This is a genomic window from Hydrogenophaga aquatica, assembly GCF_054780915.1.
Map to the genome: position 1 here is coordinate 1 of NZ_BAAGVK010000028.1, position 22,233 is coordinate 22,233.

A 22,233-nucleotide genomic window follows, 5' to 3' on the forward strand; every position below is an offset into this window, starting at 1 on the left:
CTGTCGTTCAAGTTCAAGGGCGCGGCCAAGGGTGAGAAGGTGGTGGTCAAGTGGACCGACAACAAGGGTGGCACCCGCACCGACGAGGCCGCCATTTCCTGAGGCTTCCCTTCCCTGGGCCATGTACCGGCATGGCCTGCAATAGCAACGAGGAGAACATACCGATGAAGAAGAACCTCTGTGCGCTGGCGCTGCTGGCTGCGTTTGGCAGCATGCATGCCGCTCACGCCCAGGATGCCACAGCCGAAGGCATCGCCAAATACCGCGAGATGCTGCAGGACGGCAACCCGGCTGAACTGTTCGAGATGAAGGGCGAGGAGCTGTGGAAGCAGAAGCGCGGCCCCAAGAACGCCTCCCTGGAAAAGTGCGATCTGGGCAAGGGGCCCGGTGTCGTCAAGGGCGCCTTTGTTGAGCTGCCCCGCTACTTTGCCGATACCGGCCGCGTGCAGGACCTGGAAAGCCGCCTGATGACCTGCATGGAAACCCTGCAGGGCATCGACGCCAAGAAAGAGGTCAACACCCGCGGCTTTGGCAAGGGCGAAACGGCCAACGTCGTGGCGCTGGCCACCTGGATTGGCGCACAGTCCATGGGCATGCGCTTCAACCTGTCGCAAGGCCACCAGGCCGAGCGTGACATGTACGAAGTGGGCAAGCGCCTGTTCTTCATGCGCGGCGGCCCGCACGACTTCGCCTGTGCCACCTGCCACGGTGAGGAAGGCAAGCGCATCCGTCTGCAGGACCTGCCCAACCTGACCAAGAACCCGGGTGACGGCGTGGGCTTTGCGGCCTGGCCGGCCTACCGTGTGTCCAACGGCCAGATGTGGAGCATGCAGCACCGCCTGAACGACTGCTACCGCCAGCAGCGCTTCCCCGAGCCCAAGTTCGCCAGCGACGTGACCATCGCGCTGGGGGTGTACATGGGTGTCAACGCCAAGGGCGCCGAGTCCATCGTCCCCGCCATCAAGCGCTGATCAGGAGAACAACGACATGCTGAAAAAATCCCTCATCGCACTGGCGATCCCCGCAGCTGCCCTGGCACTGGGCGCCTGCAGTTCCTCCCCCTCGTCGGCTGACTACGACAAGATGACCGCCGAGATCGTCAAGGCGTCGTTCGCCGAGCGCGGCATTGCCAAGCTGGACCGCCTGGAGCAGGACCTGGCCAACAAGGAATGTGCCGCCGCCGAAGTGGCTGGCAAGCCCATCGACGAGAAGACCGCCAAGGCCATTGAAGAAGCCGAGATGAAGACCATCAAATGGCCTTCGGACGGCAAGTTCCTGGGTGACTGGAAAGAAGGCGAGAAGATTGCCCAGAGCGGCCGCGGCCTGACCTGGAGCGACGATGCCAAGACCGTCAACGGCGGCAACTGTTACAACTGCCACCAGATCTCCAAGGAGGAAATCTCCTTTGGCACCATTGGTCCCAGCCTGTACAACTACGGCAAGCTGCGCGGTGTGACCGATCCCGACAGCCCCGCAGGCAAAGCCATCGTGGAGTACACCTGGGGCAAGATGTGGAATGCGCGTGCCTACAACGCCTGCTCGCAGATGCCCCGCGTGGGCCACAAGGGCATCCTGAACGAGCAGGACCTGAAGCACGTGATGGCGCTGTTGCTGGACCCGAAATCGCCGGTGAACAAGTAACCGCAGGCTCTGTCCGTTCGGTGCGGAGCAGGCAAAAGAAAGGGGCCCCTCGCGGGCCCCTTTCGCTGGGTGTGCACCGGATCGGGGTGCGGTGCCGGCCAGTGTTCAGGCCTTGCTGCGGCCGTCCAGGCTCCAGGCCCCGGCGCCCCAGGCTGCCAGCGTCAGCAGACCGCCAACCACGCCGATGTTCTTGAAGAACAGCAGTTGCTGCATGAACTGCTGCTCGGCAGGCATGGCCCAGTAGCCGTGGAAGAACACCGACGCAGCCAGGGTGAATGCCGCCAGAATCAGCGCAGCCCAGCGCGTCTGGAAGCCAACGATCAGTGCCAGACCGGCGCCGATTTCAACGACCACGGCAAGAGCTGCACCCACTTCGGGCAGTGGCAGGCCGACCGAGGCGATGTAGCCCGCTGTCCCGGAAAAGCCCGTGATCTTGCTGATGCCTGCAGGCAGGAACAGCAGGGCGAGCAGCAGGCGGCCGGCCAGGGTGAGCAGGTTTTGCAAAGGGGTAGGTGTCATTTCAATCTCCTGTGGTGGTGGGGAACTTGATGACACCGATTGTTCGCTTTGCCGCCTTCAGGAGGATCGAAATTATTCGCCGCCTGAATTCAAATGAATTGAATTAAGCGCTTCAGCCATCGGCGTTGATGCGGGTCACGAGCTGCTGCAGCACTTCGGCCGCGCGGTCATTGTCCACCTGGCAGGTGCCGGCGGCGTTGTGGCCGCCGCCGCCATAGGCCAGCATCAGCTCGCCCACGTTGGTGCGCGAACCCCGGTCCAGGATGGACTTGCCGGTGGCGAACACGGTGTTCTGCTTTTGCACGCCCCACATCACGTGGATGGAGATGTTGCACTGCGGGTACATCGCGTAGATGGTGAAGCGGTTGGTGGCCCAGATGGTGTCTTCGTTGCGCAGGTCCAGCACCACCAGGTTGCCGTGCACCGTGGCGCAGCGCTGGATCTGTTCCTTGGCGCGTGCCTCGTGGTCGAAGTACAGCTCCACGCGCTCCTTAACGTCGGGCAGCGCCAGGATCTGCTCGATGGTGTGGTCGCGGCAGTAGTCGATCAGCGCCATCATCAGCGCGTAGTTGCTGATGCGGAAGTCACGGAAGCGGCCCAGGCCGGTGCGCGAGTCCATCAGGTAGTTCAGCAGCACCCAGCCTTTCGGGTTGAGGATGTCGTCACGGCTGTACTGCGCGGAGTCGGCCTTGTCCACGGCCTCCATCATCTCGTCGCTCACACGGGGGAAAGTGGCCTTGCCGCCGTAGTGGCGGTACACCACACGCGCCGCCGACGGGGCCGTGGCGTCGATGATGTGGTTGGCACGTTCACCGGTGTTGCGCACCGTTTCCGAGGCGTGGTGGTCGAACGCCAGATGGGCGCCGGGCACGTAGGGCAGGTTGGTGGTGATGTCGCGCGAGGTGATGGCGATCTTGCCGTCCTGCATGTCCTTGGGGTGGACGAACAGGATGTCGTCGATCAGGTCGAGTTCCTTGAGCAGCACGGCACAGACGAGGCCGTCGAAGTCGCTGCGGGTGACCAGGCGGAATTTGTCGGACATGGGGCTCCTGCTCCTAGTGATGGGGTCTGCTTGAGCGCCATGATAGCAAGCCGCGCCCCGTTCCAGCTGACAGCTGCCGGGGCGGGTTCGCGTCACGCGGGCGGGGCTTCCAGCAGGCGAACCAGGGTGTGCAGTACGCGGTTGGCGGGCGTGGGCACGCCCAGTGCCTGGCCCCGGCGCAACACGTAGCCGTTGAGGTGGTCGATCTCGCTGGGCTTGCCGCGCATCAGGTCCTGCGCGGTGGACGAGTATTGCGAGGGCATGGTCTGCGCGATGCGTTCCACCGCCGCCCATGTGTCACCGGGTAGCTGCACGCCATCGGCCTGGGCCACGGTCAGGCACTCGTTCACCAGGTCGCGCATCACGTCTTGCACACCTTGCCCCTGGACCAGCCGGCCGTAGGGCAGGCGGCTGATGGCCGACAGGGCGTTGTACGCGCAGTTGAGGATGAGCTTGGCCCACAGCGCCCCCACCACGTTGTCGGATACCTGCGCCGGCACGCCAGCTTGGGCCAGGGTGGCGAGTGCGGCGTCGCTGCCGCTGAAGGGGCCGAATACCAGTTCGCCCCGGCCGTGGTGTTTGACGTGGCCTGGTCCGGCCATTTCGGTGGCCACGTAGACCACGGCCGGCACCACCGGACGGCCCAGCACCTGTGCCAGCCGGGGTGCGTTGTCCACGCCGTTCTGCAGGCTGAATACCAGTGTCTGTTCGCCCAGGTAGGGGAGCATGCTTCGCCCCGCGCTCTCGGTGTCGGTGGACTTCACGCAGAACAGCACCCAGTCGGCGCCTTGCACGCCCTCGGGACCGGTGCAGGCGTGCACGGGCACGTGTTCGCGGAAGGTCTGGGTGTCCAGCAGCAGGCCTTTGGCCTTCATGGCTTCGGTGTGGGCCGGGCGGCCAACCAGGGTTACTTCATGGCCAGCGCGCGCCAGCATGCCACCGTAGTAGCAGCCAACGGCGCCTGCGCCCATCACGGCAATTTTCATGGTTGGGGCTCCTGTGGGATGAGGCCGCAGCCGCGCAGAATCAGCGTGGTCACGTGCCTGGTGGCGCGCTCGAACTGGGCCTTGCCCTGGCGCCGAACGCCCAGCACGGCGCAGATCTGCGCGTCGAAGTCGGCATAGGTTTGCGTGGCAGACCAGATGGTGAAGAACAGGTGTGTGCTGTCGACGGGGGCCATGCGGCCCTGGGCAATCCAGCGGTCGATGACGGAGGCTTTCTTGCGCACCAGCTCCCGCAGTTCCTTGCGCAGCAGGTCTTGCAGTACCGGGGCGCCGTGCAACAGTTCGTTGGCGAACACGCGGGAAGCATCGGGCCGCTCGCGCGACAGGCGCATCTTGGCTTCGATGTACTGGGTGAGGGCTTGGGCCGGGTCGGCCTTCGCATGGATGCAGCCGGTGGGCGTGAGCCAGTCGGTGAGTGTGCTGGCGAGCACGGCGCGGTAGAGGTCGTGCTTGTTGCCGAAGTAGTAGTGCAGGTTGGCCTTGGGCAGACCAGATGCTTCTGCAATGGCGGCCATGGTGGCCCCGCCAAAGCCCGCGCGGGCGAACACCTTTTCGGCGGCTCGCAGGATGACGGCTTCGTTGGTCTGACGAATCTGGCCTTTGGTGTCGGCAGGCGGCTGCAGGGCCGGGAGTGTCGCTTTGGCTGGGGAGGAGGTAGCTTGCTTGGGCATGGCTTTGGGTAACAGCGTGCCTTGCAAGTCTAGGGCAGGTTGTGGGGGGTGTTGTGCTTTCTGTGTTTGGGGGGCCAAGGCGCGCCAGCCCCTGGGCGCACACGCCTTGGCAGAAGCACTGTTGGCACACCACCGGTTGCGCTCCACCATCTTTTGTCGCAGCGAGCGAGGTCTGCCGCCGCCAGCAAGACAGCGTGCCAATCAGAGGCCCCCGTGCTCCGCCGTCAGCGCATCCAGGAACGCCTGCGTCAGCCGCAGCGGTGCTGGCGACTGCCGCACTATTGCCGAGAAACGGCAGGTGTAGCGCAGCACCCCGGGCGCCACCGCACGCATACGCCCGGCGCGCACGAAGCCTTCCGCGTAGTGGTCTGGCAGAAAACCCACGAACGCGCCAGACAGCACCAGCGTCGCCACCGCCTCCTGGTCCGACGCCGTGGCCCGCCGCTCCAGCCTGCGCTGGTGCGTCAGCGCCATGTTCGGCGAGTGGTAACCCAGCGCGGCCAGGTCCTGCTGGCGCAGGTCGTCCCAGCCCAACGGCTCATCGTGCGCGTCAAACCACGGGTGGCCACGGCCCGCGTACAGCTGCATGGTCTCGCCAAACAGCTCGTGGTAGGCCAGCGTCTCGGAATGCCGGTGCTCGGGAATCACCCCCAGGTGGTAGCGCCCATCAATCACCCCGCGCTCGATCATGCCGATGGTGCCCACGTGCAGGTGCAGCGTGGCTTGCGGTGCCGTCTGCCGAAAGCGTGCCACCGCCTCGGCAATGTGCGCCTCGGGGTTGGAAGCGGTCTTCTCGAACAGTGCCACGTGCAGGTCGCCGCCCAGGCGGCGGTGGATGTCGTGCAGGCTTCCCCGGAAGGCGTCGGTGGCGGCCAGCAGGCTTAGTGCGGCGTCGTACACCTGCTCGCCTTCGGGTGTGAGCGCAAAGCCCCCGCGCCCCCGGCGGCACAGCACCAGGCCCAGGCGCGTTTCCAGGTCCTTCACGTGGCGGCTGATGGTGGACATGGCGATGTTCAGCTCCAGCTCCGCCGAAGCCATGCCGCCGCACTCCACCACGCTCTTGAACACGCGCAGCAGCCGCAGGTCGGCGTCGCCCAGCTGGCCCAGAACGGCCACGTTTTTTACTTGCATGAACTGTCAACCAAAGATGGATAAGTTTTCATTCATAAGAGTAACACCGGATTTCACAATTCACACATTCCCCTTTCAAAAGCGCCCACCATGGATCTGACCGACAGCCAGCACATTCAAGCCCGCCCCCGCACCGATGCCGCCTGGCTTGAAGCGCACTGGATGCCCTTCACCGGCAACCGCAACTTCAAGGCCGCGCCGCGCATGATCACCGGCGCCCAGGGTGCCTACTTCACAGACATCGACGGCAAGCGCATCTTCGACGGCCTTTCCGGTCTGTGGTGCACGGGCCTGGGCCACGCACGCAAGGAAATCGTGGAAGCCGTGAGCCGCCAGGTGGGCACGCTGGACTATTCACCCGCCTTCCAGTTCGGCCACCCGCTGTCGTTCGAGCTGGCCAACCGCATCGTCGAGCGCATGCCCGAAGGGCTCACCCACGTGTTCTTCACGGGCTCGGGCTCCGAGTCGGCCGATACCTCGCTCAAGATGGCGCGTGCCTACTGGCGCGCCAAGGGGCAGGCCTCCAAGACGCGCCTCATCGGCCGACTCAAGGGCTACCACGGCGTGAACTTCGGGGGCATTTCGGTGGGCGGCATCGTGGGCAACCGCAAGACCTTCGGCCAGGGCGTGGAGGCCGACCACCTGCCGCACACCCAGCCGCCTGCAGGGTCCTTCTACAAGGGCATGCCGCCGCAAGAGGGCCCGCATGGCGCCGCCCTGGCGGAAGAACTCGTCAACCTCATCAACCTGCACGATGCGTCCAACATCGCTGCCGTCATCGTGGAGCCTTTCTCGGGCTCGGCGGGCGTGGTCATTCCGCCGCAGGGCTATCTGCAGCGCCTGCGCGAGATCTGCACGCAGAACAACATCCTGTTGATCTTTGACGAGGTGATCACTGGCTTTGGCCGCTGCGGCACCTGGACCGGCGCCGAGGCCTTCGGCGTCACGCCCGATATCCTCAACTTCGCCAAGCAGGTGACCAACGGCGTGCAGCCCCTGGGCGGCGTGGTGGCCAAGAAGGAAATCTACGACACCTTCATGGCGCAGGGCGGCCCCGAGTACATGCTGGAATTCCCGCACGGCTACACCTACTCCGCACACCCCGTGGCCTGTGCTGCGGGTATCGCGTCGATGGAACTGCTGGCGCGTGAGAACGCCCCGCAGCGCGTGCGCGAACTGGCCCCGCATTTCGAGGCCGCCGTGCACGGCCTCAAGGGCGCCAAGCACGTGGCAGACATCCGCAACTACGGTCTGGCGGCAGGCATCACCATCGCGCCGGTGCCGGGCGAACCGGCCAAGCGCCCCTACGAAATCGCCATGGCCATGCTGGCCAAGGGCTACTACGTGCGCTACGGTGGCGACACCATCCAATTGGCGCCGCCCTTCATCAGCACCCCGGCCGAGATCGACAGCCTGGTCAGCGCCTTGGGCGATACGTTGCAGACCATCGCCTGAGCGCAAGGGCGCCTGTTCAGTCCGAGCGGTCGCCCATCAAGCCGCCGAGCAGGCCGCCACCCAGCACGGCGCCACCCAGCACCGAACCCTCTTCGCGCGAGCCGCCACGCTGCGGCGCCGCCGCGAAGATGCGCGAGGCCAGACGGGAGAACGGCAGGCTCTGTATCCACACATGCCCCGGGCCTTGCAGCCGGGCCAGGAACAGGCCTTCGCCGCCGAACAGCGCGGTCTTGATCTTGCCCACGTACTGGACGTCGAAGGACACGCTGGCGGTGTGCGCCACCAGGCAGCCGGTGTCCACCAGCAGGGTTTCGCCGGCCGCCAGGTCGCGCTGCACGATGGTGCCGCCCGCATGCACGAAGGCCAGGCCATCGCCTTCGAGCTTCTGCATGATGAAGCCTTCACCGCCGAAGAAGCCGGTGCCCAGTCGCCGCTGGAAATGCACCCCGATGCTCACGCCCTTGGCCGCGCACAGGAAGGCGTCCTTCTGGCAGATCAGCATGCCGCCGAAGCGGTCCAGCGGCACCTGCAGGATCTTGCCCGTGTAGGGCGCGGCAAAGGCCACCTTGCGCTTGCCTTGCCCCTTGTTCTGGTACACCGTGGTGAACAGCGACTCGCCCGTGATGAGCCGCTTGCCCGCGCCCAGCAGCTTGCCCAGCACACCTCCCTGGCTGGCCGAGCCATCGCCAAAGATGGTGTCCATCTCAATGCCGGCCTCCATGTAGAGCATGGAGCCCGCTTCGCCAATGGCGGCCTCGCCCGGGTCCAGTTCGATCTCGACGAGCTGCATGTCGTCGCCGTGGATGGTGTAGTCGATCTCGTCCATCGCCATGGTGGCGCCTCCTGAAACGCAAGGGTTGAATCTGGCAGACAAGCATAGCGCTGCCTAAGTTGCCCGTGCGAGGCGGCGCCCTGTTAAAGTTTCAAGGCGCATCAAGGCGTGTGTTCTCTGCTGGAATTCATCGATGGAGGCTGGATGGGCGTGTACCAATCGGGGCGGGTTTTCTTCGCCTGTTCTCTGCGCAATGCAGATGGCGCGGACGCCATGCCTTCAGCTTGACCATGAGCGAAGCTGATCGCAACAAGGAGCGGCTGGCGCTGGCGCTGGAGGCGGCCGGGCTGGACCTGTGGGAGAACAACCTGCTCACCGGCGAGGTCACCCGCAAGGCATTGAAAACGATGCTGGAGCTGGGCTACACCGAGGCAGAGGCGGCGGCTTGCGTCGATGAAATCTTCCAGCTCTTTCACCCAGACGACGTGGCCACTGTCAAAGCGGCGGTAGACGACCACCTCAGCGGCCGCACGCCCCAGTACCGTTGCGAGTTTCGCCTGCGCGCCAAGAGCGGCGAGTGGGTCTGGTACGCCAACTATGGCAAGGTCATGGACGGTGAGAGCAGCGCGCCGGGCCAGCGTTTCGTCGGTGTGACGTTCAACATCGACGACCGCAAGCGCAAGGAACACGAGATCGAGGCCATCAACCGCCAACTGGCCGAAAAGAACGCCTTGCTCGAGACCTACAACCGCCAGCTCGAACTGCTTGCCGCCACTGACGCGCTCACCGGGTTGGCCAACCGGCGCCGGCTCATGGAGCTGGGCGTCAATGAATGCAGGCGCACCGAACGTTTCCAGCACGCCTTGTCCCTGCTGATGATCGACATCGACTTTTTCAAGACCATCAACGACGCCTGGGGGCACCAGGTGGGAGACCGGGTGATCTGCGCCGTGGCCGACACCTGCAGTTCGCGGGTTCGCCTGGGGGTGGACACCGTGGCCCGGGTAGGCGGGGAAGAGTTCGTCGTCTTGCTGCCCGAGACCAGCCACGCCAGCGCGCGTGGCCTGGCCGAGTCGCTGCGTCTGGCGGTGGCGCAGCAGCAGGTGCCAGCGAATGACGCGGGCGACCACGCAAGCTTCACCGTGAGCATCGGCGTGGCCACTCATGACGGCCGGGGCATGACATTCGAGCAACTGCTCAACCAGGCCGACAAGGCGCTTTACCAGGCCAAGCAGGCGGGCCGCAACAACATCATGGGCTGACCTGGCCGCGCCCGGCTATGGCGCGCTTTGATAAATCCAATCAGCACCAGGCCCTGCAAGCCATACACTGACCTTGCGCCCCATTTCATCGCAAGGAGTTAGCCATGACAGCAGAATCGAAATGTCCTTTCAGCGGACAGCACGGTGCCCGCACCACGGCCGGTGTGCGGTCGAACCGGGACTGGTGGCCGAACCAGCTCAACCTGAAGATACTGCACCAGCACGCGCCCAGTTCCAACCCCATGGGGCAAGGTTTCAACTATGCCGAAGAGTTCAAAAAGCTCGATCTCGCGGCGGTCAAGAAAGACCTGTACGCGCTGATGACGGAATCCCAGGACTGGTGGCCGGCAGATTGGGGCCACTACGGCGGGCTCTTCATCCGCATGGCCTGGCACAGTGCGGGCACGTACCGCATTGCCGATGGCCGCGGCGGCGCGGGTACCGGCAACCAGCGCTTCGCCCCCGTCAACAGCTGGCCCGACAACGGCAACCTCGACAAGGCCCGCCGCCTCCTGTGGCCCATCAAGCGCAAGTACGGCAACAAACTGTCCTGGGCAGACCTGATGATCCTGGCGGGCAACTGCGCCATGGAATCCATGGGCTTCAAGACCTTCGGTTTTGCTGGCGGGCGGGAGGATATCTGGGCGCCGGAGGAAGACATCTACTGGGGCTCCGAGGCCGAATGGCTGGGCGACAAGCGCTACAGCGGAGACCGCGAGCTCGAAAACCCCCTGGCCGCCGTGCAGATGGGTCTGATCTACGTGAACCCCGAGGGCCCGAACGGCAAGCCGGACCCCGTTGCGTCGGGCCGCGACGTGCGCGAAACCTTTGCCCGCATGGCCATGAACGACGAAGAGACCGTTGCCCTGGTGGCGGGTGGGCACACCTTCGGCAAGGCCCACGGTGCGGGCGACCCGGCACTGGTCGGGCCCGAGCCGGAGGGGGCGCCACTCGAAGAGATGGGCCTGGGCTGGAAGAACGCCTTGGGCTCCGGCAAGGGCGTGCACACCACCACCAGCGGCATCGAAGGCGCCTGGAAGCCCAACCCCACCCGGTGGGACAACGGTTACTTCGACATGCTGTTCGGCTACGAGTGGGAACTGGTCAAGAGCCCTGCGGGTGCCTGGCAATGGCTGGCCAAGGACGTCAAGGAGGAGCACATGATCCCCGACGCCCACGACCCGGCCAGAAAGCACCGGCCGATGATGACGACGGCCGACCTGTCGCTGCGCTTCGATCCCATCTACGAACCGATTTCGCGCCGCTTCCACCAGGACCCGCAGGCGTTTGCCGATGCGTTTGCGCGTGCCTGGTTCAAGCTGACGCACCGCGACATGGGCCCCCGGGCGCGCTACCTCGGGCCGGAAGTCCCGGCGGAAGAGCTGATCTGGCAAGACCCCGTGCCCGCCGTCGATCACGCCCTCATCGATGCCACCGACATCACCACCCTCAAGGCCCGCATCCTCGCCAGCGGCCTGACGGTGCAGGAACTGGTGTTCACTGCCTGGGCGTCGGCGTCCACATTCCGCGGCTCAGACAAGCGCGGCGGCGCCAACGGGGCTCGCATCCGCCTGGCTCCGCAGAAGGACTGGGAGGCCAACCAGCCGGGCCAGCTGGCCAAGGTGCTTGGTGTGTTGGAAGGCGTTCGCAGCGCGTTCAATGCCGCGCAGGGCGGAGGCAAGAAAGTGTCCATGGCCGATCTCATCGTGCTGGGCGGCTGTGCAGGCGTCGAACAGGCTGCCCGGGCGGCGGGCCATGCCATCGAGGTGCCTTTCACGCCCGGCCGTACCGACGCCACGCAGGAGCAGACCGATGCCGAGTCCTTCGCCGTGCTGGAGCCCACGGCCGATGGCTTCCGCAACTACCTCAAGACGCGTTACTCGGTGCCCGCCGAGGAGCTGCTGCTCGACAAGGCGCAGTTGCTGACCCTGTCCGCGCCGGAGATGACGGTGCTGGTGGGTGGCTTGCGGGTGCTGGATGCCAACGCGGGCCGGTCCCGGCATGGCGTGTTCACGGCGCGCCCTGGTGTGCTGTCCAACGATTTCTTCATCAACCTCGTGGACATGGCCACTGAATGGCGGCCCACCTCGGCCACGGCAGAAACGTTTGAAGGCCGCGACCGGGTCACCGGCGCCGTGAAGTGGACGGCCACCCGCGTGGACCTGGTGTTCGGTTCCAACTCGCAGCTGCGGGCCCTGTCCGAGGTCTACGCCCAGGACGACGCGGGCGAAAAGTTTGTTCGCGATTTCGTCGCCGCCTGGGACAAGGTGATGAACCTGGACCGCTTCGATCTGAGGTGAAGGCTGTCCAGACCGGATAATCCTGGCATGCGCCCAAAAGGCGCACAGCCAGGATGATTCAGGAGTGGACATGTCTTTTCCCGTGGATGTGGTGGTGATGGCGGCCGGCAAGGGCACGCGCATGAAGAGCAAGCTGCCCAAGGTGCTGCACCGCCTCGGCGGCCGCGCGCTGGCCGCGCACGTGATCGACTGCGCGGCGCGCGTGGGGGCTCGGCAGGCGGTGGTCATCACCGGCCATGGCGCAGAGGTGGTAGAGGCCGCGCTGCACCCCCTGGCCACCGATGCGCTGCGCCTGCAGTTCGTGCGCCAGGAGCCCCAGCTGGGTACCGGCCACGCCGTGCAGCAGGCCGTGCCTGTGCTGGGTGACGATGGCGTGACCCTGGTGCTCTCCGGCGACGTGCCGCTGACGCGGCCCGAAACCCTGCAGGCCCTTGTCGCGCTGTGCGAAGGCAGCCATCTGGCGCTGCTCACCCTGGACATGCCCGACCCCACTGGCTACGGCCGCATCGTGCGTGACGCGGGCGGCGGGGTGCGTGCCATCGTTGAACACAAGGACGCGAGCGACGAACAGCGCCGCATCACCGAGATCTACAGCGGCATCATGGCCGTGCCCACGCGCCTGCTGCGCAGCTGGCTGGCGCGGCTGGACAACCGCAACGCCCAGGCCGAGTACTACCTGACCGACGTGGTCAAGTTCGCCGTGGCCGACGGCGTGCCCGTGCTGGCCCATCGCATCTCCGATGCCTTGCAGGTGGCCGGTGTCAACAGCCCGGCGCAGCTGGCCGAGCTGGAACGCGCGCTGCAGCGGCGCATCGCCGATGAACTCATGACCCAGGGTGTGCGCCTGGCCGACCCGGCCCGTTTCGACGTGCGTGGCACGCTCACCTGTGCGCAGGACGTGGAGATCGATGTCAACTGCATCTTCGAAGGGCATGTGGAGCTGGGTGAGGGTGTGCGCATTGGCGCCCACTGCGTCATCGCCAACGCCCGCATCGAAGCGGGCGCGGTCATCCACCCCTTCACCCACATTGATGGCGAGAAGGCCGGCGCGCGCGTGGGGCCGGGGGCGCTTGTGGGGCCGTTTGCCCGTCTGCGCCCGGGCGCGAAACTGGGGGCGGACGTGCACATCGGCAACTTCGTCGAGGTGAAGAACTCCACCCTGGCCGACGGCGCCAAGGCCAACCACCTGGCCTACCTGGGTGACGCCACGGTGGGCGCGCGCGTCAACTACGGCGCGGGCAGCATCACCGCCAACTACGACGGCGCCAACAAGCACCGCACCGTCATCGAGGACGATGTGCACGTGGGCAGCAACTGCGTGCTGGTGGCACCGGTCACCATTGGCGCGGGCGGCACGGTCGGCGGCGGCTCCACCATCACCAAGAGCACGCCGCCTGGCGCGCTGAGCGTGGCGCGCGGCAAGCAGGTGAGCATTCCCAACTGGACGCGGCCAGCCAAGGCGCCCAAGGCCTGAGGCCGCAACGACCGGGGCTTACCAGCCCCAGACCAGCGAACTTGCCACCCAGGCGTTGCCACCCCCCTTGGGGTTTTGCACCTGCACCCAGTCGCCCTGGCGGCGGGTGGTGCGCAGCACATCGCCGTAGCCCACGCTGCCCACCAGCGCGTGCTGTGTACCAGGGCCCGCGCGCAGGTTGGCGTTCTTGACCTTCACGATGTGGTGGCGCGTGTCGGCGGTGACGTTGCGGGCGATCCAACCCTGGTCGCCTTCAAAGTCCTGCACGCGCAGCCAATTGCCTTTGCGTTCCAGAACCTGCAACGGGTAGCCCTGGCTCAGCTTCCACAGCACCTGGGTGTCGGTGCCGGGGCCGGCGCGCATGTTCACCGTCTGGTTGCGCACGCTGACGAGTTCCTGTGCCCAGCTCGGGACCAAGGCGGTCAGGCACAGAGCGGTGGCGGCGATCAGGGTTCGGGCTGAGACCTGCAGGTGCATGCGAGCTTCCTCCTTCTTGATGCACGGTTTTCGATGGGCATGGAAACGGGACCGTTTCAGGGCATCAAGGTTCCCAAAATTATGCGCCCAATGCTCACACTCGCCATGCTGATCAGGGGGGTGAAGTGCGAATTTTTTCGTTTTCAGGCGAAGGCAGCGGTTGCTGTGGCGCAAATTTGCTACGTTTCGTGCTGAAAAATGTGCGCACGTTGCGCACATTGGCGTGTTGCGTGAACAGGCGCTGAGCCAGGGCCTGGTAGCCCGGCATGTCGCGCACGGCCACCACCAGCACAAAGTCCGGCCCGGGGCTCACGCGGTAGCACTGTTGCACGGCGGGGTCGGCCATGGCCAAGGCCTCGAAGGCGTCCAGGTGTTCCTGCCCCTGGCGGTCCAGGCTCACCTCTGCCAGCGCCGTCAGGCCATGGCCCAGCACGCTGGCCAGCCGGTCGGGGTGCAGCAGCGCCACGCGCCGTTCGATGATGCCTGCCTCCTCCAGCCGGCGGATGCGGCGCAGGCTGGTGGCGGGTGACACGCCCACCAGGGCTGCCAGTTCGTGGTTGGGGCGGCTGGCATCGGCTTGCAATGCCTCCAGCAGCCGGATGTCGATGCCATCTATGACGAAATCATTCATATTGAATGGTATTTTGCATCAGTATTTCATGGGCTGTTCTTGATGAAATTATCGGTCAAGTATCTATAAAAAATAACTCCATATTTCTGCTTGCTCAAACTAGCATCGCGCCATATTCACTTCTGACAGGGGTTGGAACATGTGCGGAATCGTCGGCGCGGTGTCTACGCGCAATATCGTCCCGGTGCTGGTGCAGGGCCTGCAGCGCCTGGAGTACCGGGGCTACGACTCCTGTGGCGTGGCCGTGCACATGGGCGCCCCGGCTGATGGCGCTGCAGCAAGCCCAGGGGCGGGCCTGCACCGCGCCCGCAGCACGGCCCGCGTGGCGGAACTGCAAGCCCAGGTCGGCCAAGACGGGCTGGCCGCAGGGACCGGCATTGCTCACACCCGCTGGGCCACCCATGGTGCGCCCGCGGTGCATAACGCCCACCCGCACTTCAGCCACGGCCCCGGTGCAGCGGCGGACGGGCGGCCCGCCCGCGTGGCGCTGGTGCACAACGGCATCATCGAAAACCACGCCGAACTGCGCGCTGAACTGCAGGCGCGCGGCTACGTGTTTGAAAGCCAGACCGACACCGAAGTCATCGCCCACCTGGTGGACGCTTTGTACGAAGGCGACCTGTTCCAGGCCGTGCGCGCTGCCGTGGCACGCCTGCACGGCGCCTACGCCGTGGCCGTCTTCCACAAGGATGAACCGCACCGCGTGGTCGGTGCGCGCGCCGGTTCCCCCCTGGTGCTGGGCGTGGGGCAGGGGGGCGAACACTTCCTGGCCAGCGACGCCATGGCCCTGGCGGGCGTGACCGACCAGATCGTCTACCTGGCCGAAGGCGATGTGGTGGACCTGCAACTGGGCCGCTACTGGATCGTCAATGCCCAGGGCGAGGCGCTCACCCCCGCCCAACGCCCCGTGCGCACGGTGCAGGCGCACAGCGGCGCGGTGGAACTGGGCCCCTATCGCCACTACATGCAGAAAGAAATCTTCGAGCAGCCGCGTGCCATTGCCGACACGCTGGAAGGCATCGAAGGCGTGGCACCCGAACTGTTCGATGGCCAGGGCGACCACGACAAACCCGGCACCGCCGCGTGGCGCGTGTTCAAGGAGATCGACCAGGTGCTCATCCTGGCCTGCGGCACCAGCTACTACAGCGGCTGTGTGGCCAAGTACTGGCTGGAAAGCATCGCGGGCATACCCACCCAGGTGGAAGTGGCCAGCGAATACCGCTACCGCACCAGCGTGCCCAACCCGCGCACATTGGTCGTCACCATCAGCCAGAGCGGGGAAACTGCCGACACCCTGGCCGCGCTGCGCCACGCGCAAAGCCTGGGCATGACCCACACGCTCACCATCTGCAACGTGGCCACCAGTGCCATGGTGCGCGAATGCGAGCTGGCCTACATCACCCGCGCGGGGGTGGAAATCGGTGTGGCCAGCACCAAGGCCTTCACCGCCCAGCTGGCCGGGCTGTTCCTGTTGACGCTGGCCCTGGCGCAATCCAAGGGCTGCCTGAGTGCGGAAGAGGAGGCGAGCCACCTCAAGGCCATGCGCCACCTGCCCGTGGCCCTGCAGGCCGTGCTGGCACTGGAGCCGCAGGTCATCCGCTGGGCCGAAGACTTTGCCCAGAAAGACAACGCCCTGTTCCTGGGGCGCGGGCTGCACTACCCCATCGCGCTGGAAGGCGCGCTCAAGCTCAAGGAAATCAGCTACATCCACGCCGAGGCCTACCCGGCCGGTGAACTGAAGCACGGCCCGCTGGCGCTCGTCACCAGCGCCATGCCGGTGGTCACCGTGGCGCCGAATGACGCGTTGCTGGAAAAGCTCAAGAGCAACATGCAGGAAGTGCGCGCGCGCGGCGGCGTGCTCTACGTGCTGGCCGACGCCGACACCAACATCCAGAGCGAAGAGGGCATCCACGTCATCCGCATGCCCGAGCACTACGGTGTGCTGAGCCCGCTGCTGCACGTGGTGCCGCTGCAGCTGCTGGCCTACCACACCGCCTGTGCCAAGGGTACCGACGTGGACAAGCCGCGCAACCTGGCCAAGAGTGTGACGGTGGAGTGACATTGACTTGCCAGCAATGGCTGATCCTGTAACATGCACACCATGTACTTCCTCTCCCTGCCCCTTTGCGCTGCCAACGCCGCACGAGCTGCGCGAGCCCGTCGCTCGCTGCCGTGTGCTGCGCGTGAGGGAAGGACGATGAGACCCTAAAGTACCCAGTCCCCTTTTCTCCCCCGAAGGCCACGGCTAACCCCCGTGGCCTTTTTCTTTGTCCCGTCGTTTTCTCAACCTGAAAGGCCCCTTGCCATGAAACCGCAGCCGCAACACCCGCAGCATTCCCACAAGCTCATGCCCATCACCGAGCGCCCCGCCGACCTGTTCGTGCGCGGCGAAGGGGCCTGGCTGTGGGACGCGGCGGGGCGGCGCTACCTGGACTGGTTGCAGGGCTGGGCCGTCAACGCGCTGGGGCATTGCCCGCCCGTCATCACCCAGGCCTTGCTGGCGCAGTCGCAAAAGCTGCTCACCCCCAGCCCGGCGCTCTACAACGAGCCTTCGCTGCAGCTGGCGGCGCGTCTGTGCGAGCTGACGGGCTTAGACCAGGTGTTCTTCGGCAGCACGGGGGCCGAGGCGAACGAGGGTGCGATCAAGCTGGCGCGCAAATGGGGGCGCACGCGGCGTGCAGGGGCGTTCGAGATCATCACCTTCGACAACGCCTTCCACGGGCGCAATCTGGCCACCATGGCCGCCAGCGGCAAGGCGGGCTGGGACCAGCTCTTTCCGCCCAACGTGCCGGGTTTCGTCAAGGCCCGCCTCAACGACATCGACTCGGCGCGTGCACTCGTCAGCGAGCGCACGGCGGCCATCATGCTGGAGCCGGTGCAGGGCGAAGCCGGGGTTCGGCCCGCGACGCGTGAGTTTCTGCGCGCGCTGCGGCAACTGTGCGACGAACGCGGCCTGCTGCTCATCTTTGACGAGGTGCAGACCGGTTGCGGCCGCCTGGGTGAACTGTTTGCCTTCCAGCACTTCGGTGTCACACCCGACATCGTGACCCTGGGCAAGGGGCTGGGGGGCGGCGTGCCCATCTCGGCGGTGCTGGCGCAGGCGCACTGCAGCGTGTTCGAGCGCGGCGACCAGGGCGGCACCTACGCAGGCAACCCGTTGATGTGCGCGGTGAGCCTGGCCGTGCTCGACACACTGAGCCAGCCCGCCTTCCTGGCGCACACCAGGGCGGTGGGACAGCAGATGCGTGAGGGCCTGGAGTCGCTTTCGGCCAGGCATGGGCTGGGTGAGGTGCGTGGCGAAGGCCTGCTGCTGGCCCTGGAGTTGGGAGGCGACATGGCGACGCAGGTGGTGCACTTGTGCCGCGAGCAGGGCTTGCTGCTCAATGCGGCCCGGCCGCATTGCCTGCGCTTCATGCCCCGGCTGGACAGCACAGCTGAAGAGGTGAGCCTAGGGTTGCGCATACTGGACAAGGCCTTGAGCGAGGTGGCCGAGCCGGCGCATGCGGGCTGAGCCGCAGCGATTGGGATTTTCCCGGATGTTGTGGGAAAGACGCAGAATTCGCCACAAATGCAACGGCAGGGCTCTTTTCTTTGTGAATTGAGCCGGTAAGAATGCTTCCTAGGTAGGGAGTCACGTCTTGCAAACGTTCATGAGGCAACGGTTATGAACCTGTTCTTGCGTTTGTCCCTCAAAGTGCGGCTTATCGTCACCACGGCTGTTCTGGTGGTGCTCGGGGTGGCGGCGGTGTCGGCGTTCAATTTCTTCTCGGTGCGGGCCTCCGCCATGGAGACCTTGACTGCCAGTACCCGGGCGCTGGCCGAGGCCCGGGCCGCCGGGATGGCCGAATGGGCGAAGTCCCGCGTAGCGGCGGTTCGTTCCCTGGCACCGGCCACGGAAGCCGCCGACCCCTTGGCTGCGCTTGTCCAGGCCACCGTCGGTGGCGGCTTCGACACCACATACATCGGTTACGCCGACAAGAAGGCCATTTTTTCCTCCCCGCAGGACTTGCCCGCCGACTGGGATCCCACGGCAAGGCCCTGGTACAAGCTCGCCGAAAGCACCAGTGGCGTTGCGCTGACCGAACCCTACGTGGATGCGGGCAGCAAGAAGCTCGTCATCACCTTTGCCTTGGCGGTGAAGAACGGAGGGCAGACCGTGGCGGTGGCGGCGGCAGACATGTTCATGGACGTGGTGGCGGAAAGCGTCACGGCCATTCGCCCGACACCGTCGAGCGATGCCTTCATCGTGTCACGCGATGGCAAGGTGCTGGTGCACCGCAACCTGGATCTCATCCTCAAGGACGCCACGGTGCTGTCTGGGGAGCTGACCTCGGCGCGGATCGACGCCATGGTCAAGAGTGGGGAGCTCACGCCGATGTCGCTGGACTCGGAGGCCCGCCTTCTGCTTGCCCGGCCCATCGAGGGGACGCCGTGGCTGTTGGTCATCAATCTGCACCGTGGCGAGGCGATGGAGGGGCTGACCGAGCTGCTGCTGGCCTCGGCTGTTGGCGGCGTGGCGGTGGCCGTGCTGAGTGTGCTGGTGGCAGCGGCGGTGGTGGCCCGGTCGATGGCGGGCCTGGGGCGGCTCGAGCGGGCAATGAATGACGTTGCTTCCGGCGACGGTGACCTGACCCGCCGCCTGCAGGTGGACGGCCACGACGAACTGGCCCGCATTGCCGATGCCTTCAACCGGTTTGTCGAGAAGATCCGGCTGACGCTGGTCGACATCCGGCAGACCAGCGACTCCGTGCACCAGGCGTCCGAAGAGATTGCCACGGGCAACCAGGATCTGTCCTCCCGCACCGAGCACACGGCTTCCAACTTGCAGGAAACCGCTTCCACCATGGAGGAGATGACCAGTGCCGTGACGCAGGCGGCGCAGACGGCAACACAGGCCAACCAGATCGCAGCCCAAGCAGCGCAGTCGGCGGCGCGGGGAGGCGAGGTGGTGGAGCGGGTGGTGGTCAGCATGGACGACATTTCCGGGCGTTCGCGCAAGATCGGCGACATCATTGCCGTGATCGACGGCATTGCCTTCCAGACCAACATCCTGGCGCTCAACGCCGCCGTGGAGGCCGCCCGCGCGGGCGAACAGGGGCGTGGTTTTGCCGTGGTGGCCGGTGAGGTGCGCACGCTGGCGCAGCGCAGCGCCGAGGCGGCCAAGGAAATCAAGGCGCTCATCGAGGGGTCGGTGCAGGCCGTGGAGGCTGGCGCCACCCTGGTCGCACAGACCGGCGATGCCATGCGTGAGATCGTCACCAACGTGGAGAAGGTCGCGCAGATGATGCATGACATCGCCGCAGCCGCGCATGAGCAGAAGACGGGAATCACCCAGGTCGGCGACGCCGTGACCAACCTGGACCAGATGACGCAGCAGAACGCCGCGCTGGTGGAGCAGAGCGCGGCGGCGGCATCCAGCCTGAAGGACCAGGCACGCCACCTGGCGCAGACCGTTGCCCAGTTCAAGCTGGGTGAGGGGGCGCTGGCTTTGCCCGGTGCCGGAGGAGTGTGATTTACGCCTAAAACATCTGGCTAAAATGATGTTTTTGGCACCAGTAAGCGCGAGCCAGGTGTCGCAGAACCTCCGGTCTTGCCGGATACATATCCGGTCGGCCGGACGTGCAAAGACTTCAATAACCTGTGTACCGGCCTGACGCCGGCTTTGTGAAATGGCCTTCTTTCATCGACTTACCGTGGGCGCCAAGCTGTGGATTGGTGTCGTCTCCATCGTTGTGGCCCTGGCCGCATTGCTGGCGTCCACCGCCATGAACTCTGCACGCCTGACGGCCGAGTCGGAAGCCGTCTTCCAGAAGATGAGCGAGAAGGTTCAGCTGGCCACACGCTGGGCGGGGCTGACCGAAACCAACGTGACGCGGGTCCAGGCTCAGGTCATCAGCGCCAACCCGGAGATCGACGCGCTCTACAAGGAACTGGTGCCCGCGGGCATCCAAGCCATCAGCGAGGTGCAGAAGCGCCTGGAGGGCATGGACCTGAGCACGCAGGAGCGCGCCCTGATGGAACGGATCGCGCAGCAGCGGCAGGTGGTTCTCGGCTCTCTGGCCAAATCCCGCGAACTGGAAAAGCAAGGAGACACCGAGGCGGCCAAGCGCGAGATCCAGGAGCGCTTCAATCCTGCTGTCCCCCCCTACATTACCAGCCTCAACGAGTTTGCCGCCCTGCAGGGCACGATGCTGGCCGATTCCCAGAAGACGTTCGCCGACCGCCGTGCCAACAACGTGCTGGTAGCCGCTGTCTGGGTGGCTGTGCTGCTGGTGGCCATCGTCATCGGGGCGTTTTTCCTCATCCGCAACATCCGCACGCCGCTCAACGAGGCGGTGGCTTTTGCCGAGCAGATCGCGTCAGGTGACCTCACGGCCAAGATCGCCATCCAGCGCAGCGACGAGTTCGGCGCCATGATCAAAGCGCTCAACGTGATGCGCGACCAACTCGTGCACGTGGTGGCCGATGTGCGCCGTGGGACCGACAACATCACCGTTGCGGCCCACGAAATCGCGCAGGGCAACCACGATCTGTCGGCCCGCACCGAGCAGGCGGCCAGCAATCTGCAGGAGACGGCTGCGAGCATGGAGCAGATGTCGGGCGCCATCAGGCAGTCGGCCGATTCGGCGCGCGTGGCCAACCAGCTGGCCTCCACTGCGGGGCAAAGCGCGGAACAGGGCGGCAAGGTGGTGGGCGACGTGGTCCGCACCATGGACGAGATCAACCAGGCGTCGCGCAAGATCAACGACATCATCGGCGTCATCGACGGCATTGCCTTCCAGACCAACATCCTGGCGCTCAACGCGGCCGTGGAAGCCGCGCGTGCAGGCGAGCAGGGGCGTGGCTTCGCTGTGGTGGCGGGTGAGGTGCGCACGCTGGCGCAGCGCAGCGCCCAGGCGGCCAAGGAAATCAAGGAGCTCATCGGCAACAGCGTCGACAAGGTCACCCTGGGGTCGGAGCTGGTCAACCAGGCGGGGGCGACCATGCAGGAGATCGTCGAGAACGTGACGCGCGTGCGCGACATCATCGGCGAAATTGCCAGCTCGGCGGGGGAACAGGCGGATGGCGTCAACCAGATCAATGCTGCGATCGGCAATCTGGACCAGATGACACAGCAGAACGCCGCATTGGTGGAGGAGAGTGCCGCCGCGGCATCAAGCATGAGCGAGCAGGCGGCCCGTCTGTCGGAGGTCGTCAAGACTTTCCGCATCGACGTGACCGACCTGGCGCGAAGCACTATCGCCCAGATCCACGCGGGCGATCTGCACAAGCCCGTGGCTTCCCCCGCGCCGGTCGCGCCTGCCCGTCAGCCGAAGGCATTGGCCAAGCCTGCCCCGGCACCTGCCGCCGCAGGCGCATTGGGCATGGCACAACCCCGGCTGGCGGCGAAGGCCCCGGCACCTTCGAAGGTTGCCGCTGGTGACGATGAATGGGACACGTTCTGAAGCCAGTGCTCCATGCTTGACGAGACCGCCACGCTCATCCGCGAAGTTGGCTTCAACGCCGGCTTGATCGCCATTCTGGCCGCGGTGTATGGGGTGGCTTCGACGCCGTCGGCGCATCCCGACGAGAGGGTACGCCAGCGGCGCAACGGGCTCTTCCGGCTGCTGGGCGGGTTGATGTTCGGCCTGGGGGCCTTGGTGGCGATGACGGCCCCCGTCGAGATCACGCCTGGGGTTTTCATCGATTCCAAGACGGTGATCGTGGCCCTTGCCGGGGCCTATCTGCCCTTCCAACCGGCGGTGCTGGCGGCGGTACTGGTGGTCGTGGCGCGTGTGGGCGTGGGGGGCGCGGGCGTGCTCGCGGGCGTGGTGGCATCATTCTTGCCACGTCGCTGGGCATGACTTGGCGTGC

General features: G+C 65.7%; 20 protein-coding genes. 12 read left to right on the forward strand and 8 right to left on the reverse strand.

Translation table 11 applies throughout. The features are described from left to right. The 3 genes from ACYVHH_RS17865 to soxX all read left to right on the forward strand — a co-directional run bounded on the left by ACYVHH_RS17865 (nt 1) and on the right by soxX (nt 1,641). Nucleotides 1–102, forward strand: a complete 102-nt coding sequence (locus tag ACYVHH_RS17865; RefSeq protein ID WP_460566883.1) for a thiosulfate oxidation carrier complex protein SoxZ — start codon at nt 1–3, stop codon at nt 100–102. Nucleotides 103–212: 110 nt separating this feature from the next. Then, nucleotides 213–971, forward strand: a complete 759-nt coding sequence (gene soxA / locus ACYVHH_RS17870) for a sulfur oxidation c-type cytochrome SoxA (protein WP_460566885.1) — start codon at nt 213–215, stop codon at nt 969–971. 16 nt (nt 972–987) lie between these two features. Continuing rightward, the gene (gene soxX / locus ACYVHH_RS17875) at nt 988–1,641 is read left to right on the forward strand and encodes a sulfur oxidation c-type cytochrome SoxX (RefSeq protein WP_460566729.1); all 654 of its coding nucleotides are present in this window, start codon (nt 988–990) and stop codon (nt 1,639–1,641) included. 105 nt (nt 1,642–1,746) lie between these two features. On the opposite strand, the gene ACYVHH_RS17880 is transcribed toward soxX, so the two are convergent. The 5 genes from ACYVHH_RS17880 to ACYVHH_RS17900 all read right to left on the reverse strand — a co-directional run bounded on the left by ACYVHH_RS17880 (nt 1,747) and on the right by ACYVHH_RS17900 (nt 6,008). Further along, nucleotides 1,747–2,160 carry a DoxX family protein gene (locus tag ACYVHH_RS17880; RefSeq protein WP_460566731.1) on the reverse strand — a complete coding sequence of 138 codons (414 nt, stop codon included), beginning with the start codon at nt 2,158–2,160 and terminating at the stop codon, nt 1,747–1,749. Between the two features lie 112 nt (nt 2,161–2,272). Next, entirely contained in the window at nt 2,273–3,202 is a 930-nt protein-coding gene (locus tag ACYVHH_RS17885) for an exopolyphosphatase (RefSeq protein ID WP_460566733.1), read from the reverse strand. A gap of 92 nt (nt 3,203–3,294) precedes the next feature. Beyond that, nucleotides 3,295–4,188: a ketopantoate reductase family protein gene (locus ACYVHH_RS17890; RefSeq protein ID WP_460566735.1), complete on the reverse strand. Its 894-nt coding sequence runs from the start codon at nt 4,186–4,188 to the stop codon at nt 3,295–3,297. Next, complete coding sequence (locus tag ACYVHH_RS17895; protein ID WP_460566737.1) at nt 4,185–4,877, reverse strand: TetR family transcriptional regulator C-terminal domain-containing protein; 693 nt, start codon at nt 4,875–4,877, stop codon at nt 4,185–4,187. Before ACYVHH_RS17895 ends, ACYVHH_RS17890 begins: the two co-directional genes overlap by 4 nt. A gap of 201 nt (nt 4,878–5,078) precedes the next feature. Then, nucleotides 5,079–6,008 (reverse strand): LysR family transcriptional regulator, encoded by a 930-nt coding sequence (locus tag ACYVHH_RS17900; protein ID WP_460566739.1) that lies wholly within the window; start codon nt 6,006–6,008, stop codon nt 5,079–5,081. Between the two features lie 90 nt (nt 6,009–6,098). Here ACYVHH_RS17900 and aptA point away from each other — a divergent pair, with 90 nt between their 5' ends. After that, the gene (gene aptA / locus ACYVHH_RS17905) at nt 6,099–7,463 is read left to right on the forward strand and encodes an omega-aminotransferase AptA (protein WP_460566741.1); all 1,365 of its coding nucleotides are present in this window, start codon (nt 6,099–6,101) and stop codon (nt 7,461–7,463) included. 16 nt (nt 7,464–7,479) lie between these two features. On the opposite strand, the gene ACYVHH_RS17910 is transcribed toward aptA, so the two are convergent. Next, a complete protein-coding gene (locus ACYVHH_RS17910; RefSeq protein ID WP_460566743.1) occupies nt 7,480–8,295 on the reverse strand; it encodes a TIGR00266 family protein in 816 nt (271 codons plus the stop codon). A 230-nt stretch (nt 8,296–8,525) separates the two neighbouring features. On the opposite strand from ACYVHH_RS17910, the gene ACYVHH_RS17915 reads away from it, so the two are divergent. The 3 genes from ACYVHH_RS17915 (at nt 8,526) to glmU (ending at nt 13,271) form a co-directional block, all read left to right on the forward strand. Beyond that, complete coding sequence (locus tag ACYVHH_RS17915; protein ID WP_460566745.1) at nt 8,526–9,497, forward strand: sensor domain-containing diguanylate cyclase; 972 nt, start codon at nt 8,526–8,528, stop codon at nt 9,495–9,497. Between the two features lie 104 nt (nt 9,498–9,601). Then, a complete protein-coding gene (katG, locus tag ACYVHH_RS17920) occupies nt 9,602–11,797 on the forward strand; it encodes a catalase/peroxidase HPI (RefSeq protein ID WP_460566748.1) in 2,196 nt (731 codons plus the stop codon). Between the two features lie 70 nt (nt 11,798–11,867). After that, the gene (gene glmU / locus ACYVHH_RS17925) at nt 11,868–13,271 is read left to right on the forward strand and encodes a bifunctional UDP-N-acetylglucosamine diphosphorylase/glucosamine-1-phosphate N-acetyltransferase GlmU (protein ID WP_460566750.1); all 1,404 of its coding nucleotides are present in this window, start codon (nt 11,868–11,870) and stop codon (nt 13,269–13,271) included. An 18-nt stretch (nt 13,272–13,289) separates the two neighbouring features. On the opposite strand, the gene ACYVHH_RS17930 is transcribed toward glmU, so the two are convergent. Beyond that, on the reverse strand, nt 13,290–13,748 hold the full coding sequence (locus tag ACYVHH_RS17930) for an SH3 domain-containing protein (protein WP_460566752.1): 459 nt from the start codon (nt 13,746–13,748) through the stop codon (nt 13,290–13,292). Nucleotides 13,749–13,860: 112 nt separating this feature from the next. Beyond that, nucleotides 13,861–14,379, reverse strand: coding sequence for an Lrp/AsnC family transcriptional regulator (locus tag ACYVHH_RS17935; RefSeq protein WP_460566754.1), 519 nt, complete (start codon nt 14,377–14,379; stop codon nt 13,861–13,863). 139 nt (nt 14,380–14,518) lie between these two features. Here ACYVHH_RS17935 and glmS point away from each other — a divergent pair, with 139 nt between their 5' ends. From glmS to ACYVHH_RS17960, 5 genes are all read left to right on the forward strand, one after another. After that, the gene (gene glmS, locus ACYVHH_RS17940) at nt 14,519–16,438 is read left to right on the forward strand and encodes a glutamine--fructose-6-phosphate transaminase (isomerizing) (protein ID WP_460566756.1); all 1,920 of its coding nucleotides are present in this window, start codon (nt 14,519–14,521) and stop codon (nt 16,436–16,438) included. Nucleotides 16,439–16,684: 246 nt separating this feature from the next. Then, the gene (locus ACYVHH_RS17945) at nt 16,685–17,890 is read left to right on the forward strand and encodes an acetylornithine transaminase (protein ID WP_460566758.1); all 1,206 of its coding nucleotides are present in this window, start codon (nt 16,685–16,687) and stop codon (nt 17,888–17,890) included. Between the two features lie 153 nt (nt 17,891–18,043). Continuing rightward, on the forward strand, nt 18,044–19,891 hold the full coding sequence (locus ACYVHH_RS17950) for a methyl-accepting chemotaxis protein (RefSeq protein WP_460566760.1): 1,848 nt from the start codon (nt 18,044–18,046) through the stop codon (nt 19,889–19,891). Between the two features lie 157 nt (nt 19,892–20,048). Continuing rightward, nucleotides 20,049–21,824 carry a methyl-accepting chemotaxis protein gene (locus tag ACYVHH_RS17955; RefSeq protein ID WP_460566762.1) on the forward strand — a complete coding sequence of 592 codons (1,776 nt, stop codon included), beginning with the start codon at nt 20,049–20,051 and terminating at the stop codon, nt 21,822–21,824. 12 nt (nt 21,825–21,836) lie between these two features. Next, a complete protein-coding gene (locus tag ACYVHH_RS17960; protein ID WP_460566764.1) occupies nt 21,837–22,223 on the forward strand; it encodes a LytS/YhcK type 5TM receptor domain-containing protein in 387 nt (128 codons plus the stop codon). The last annotated feature ends 10 nt before the right edge of the window (nt 22,224–22,233 follow it).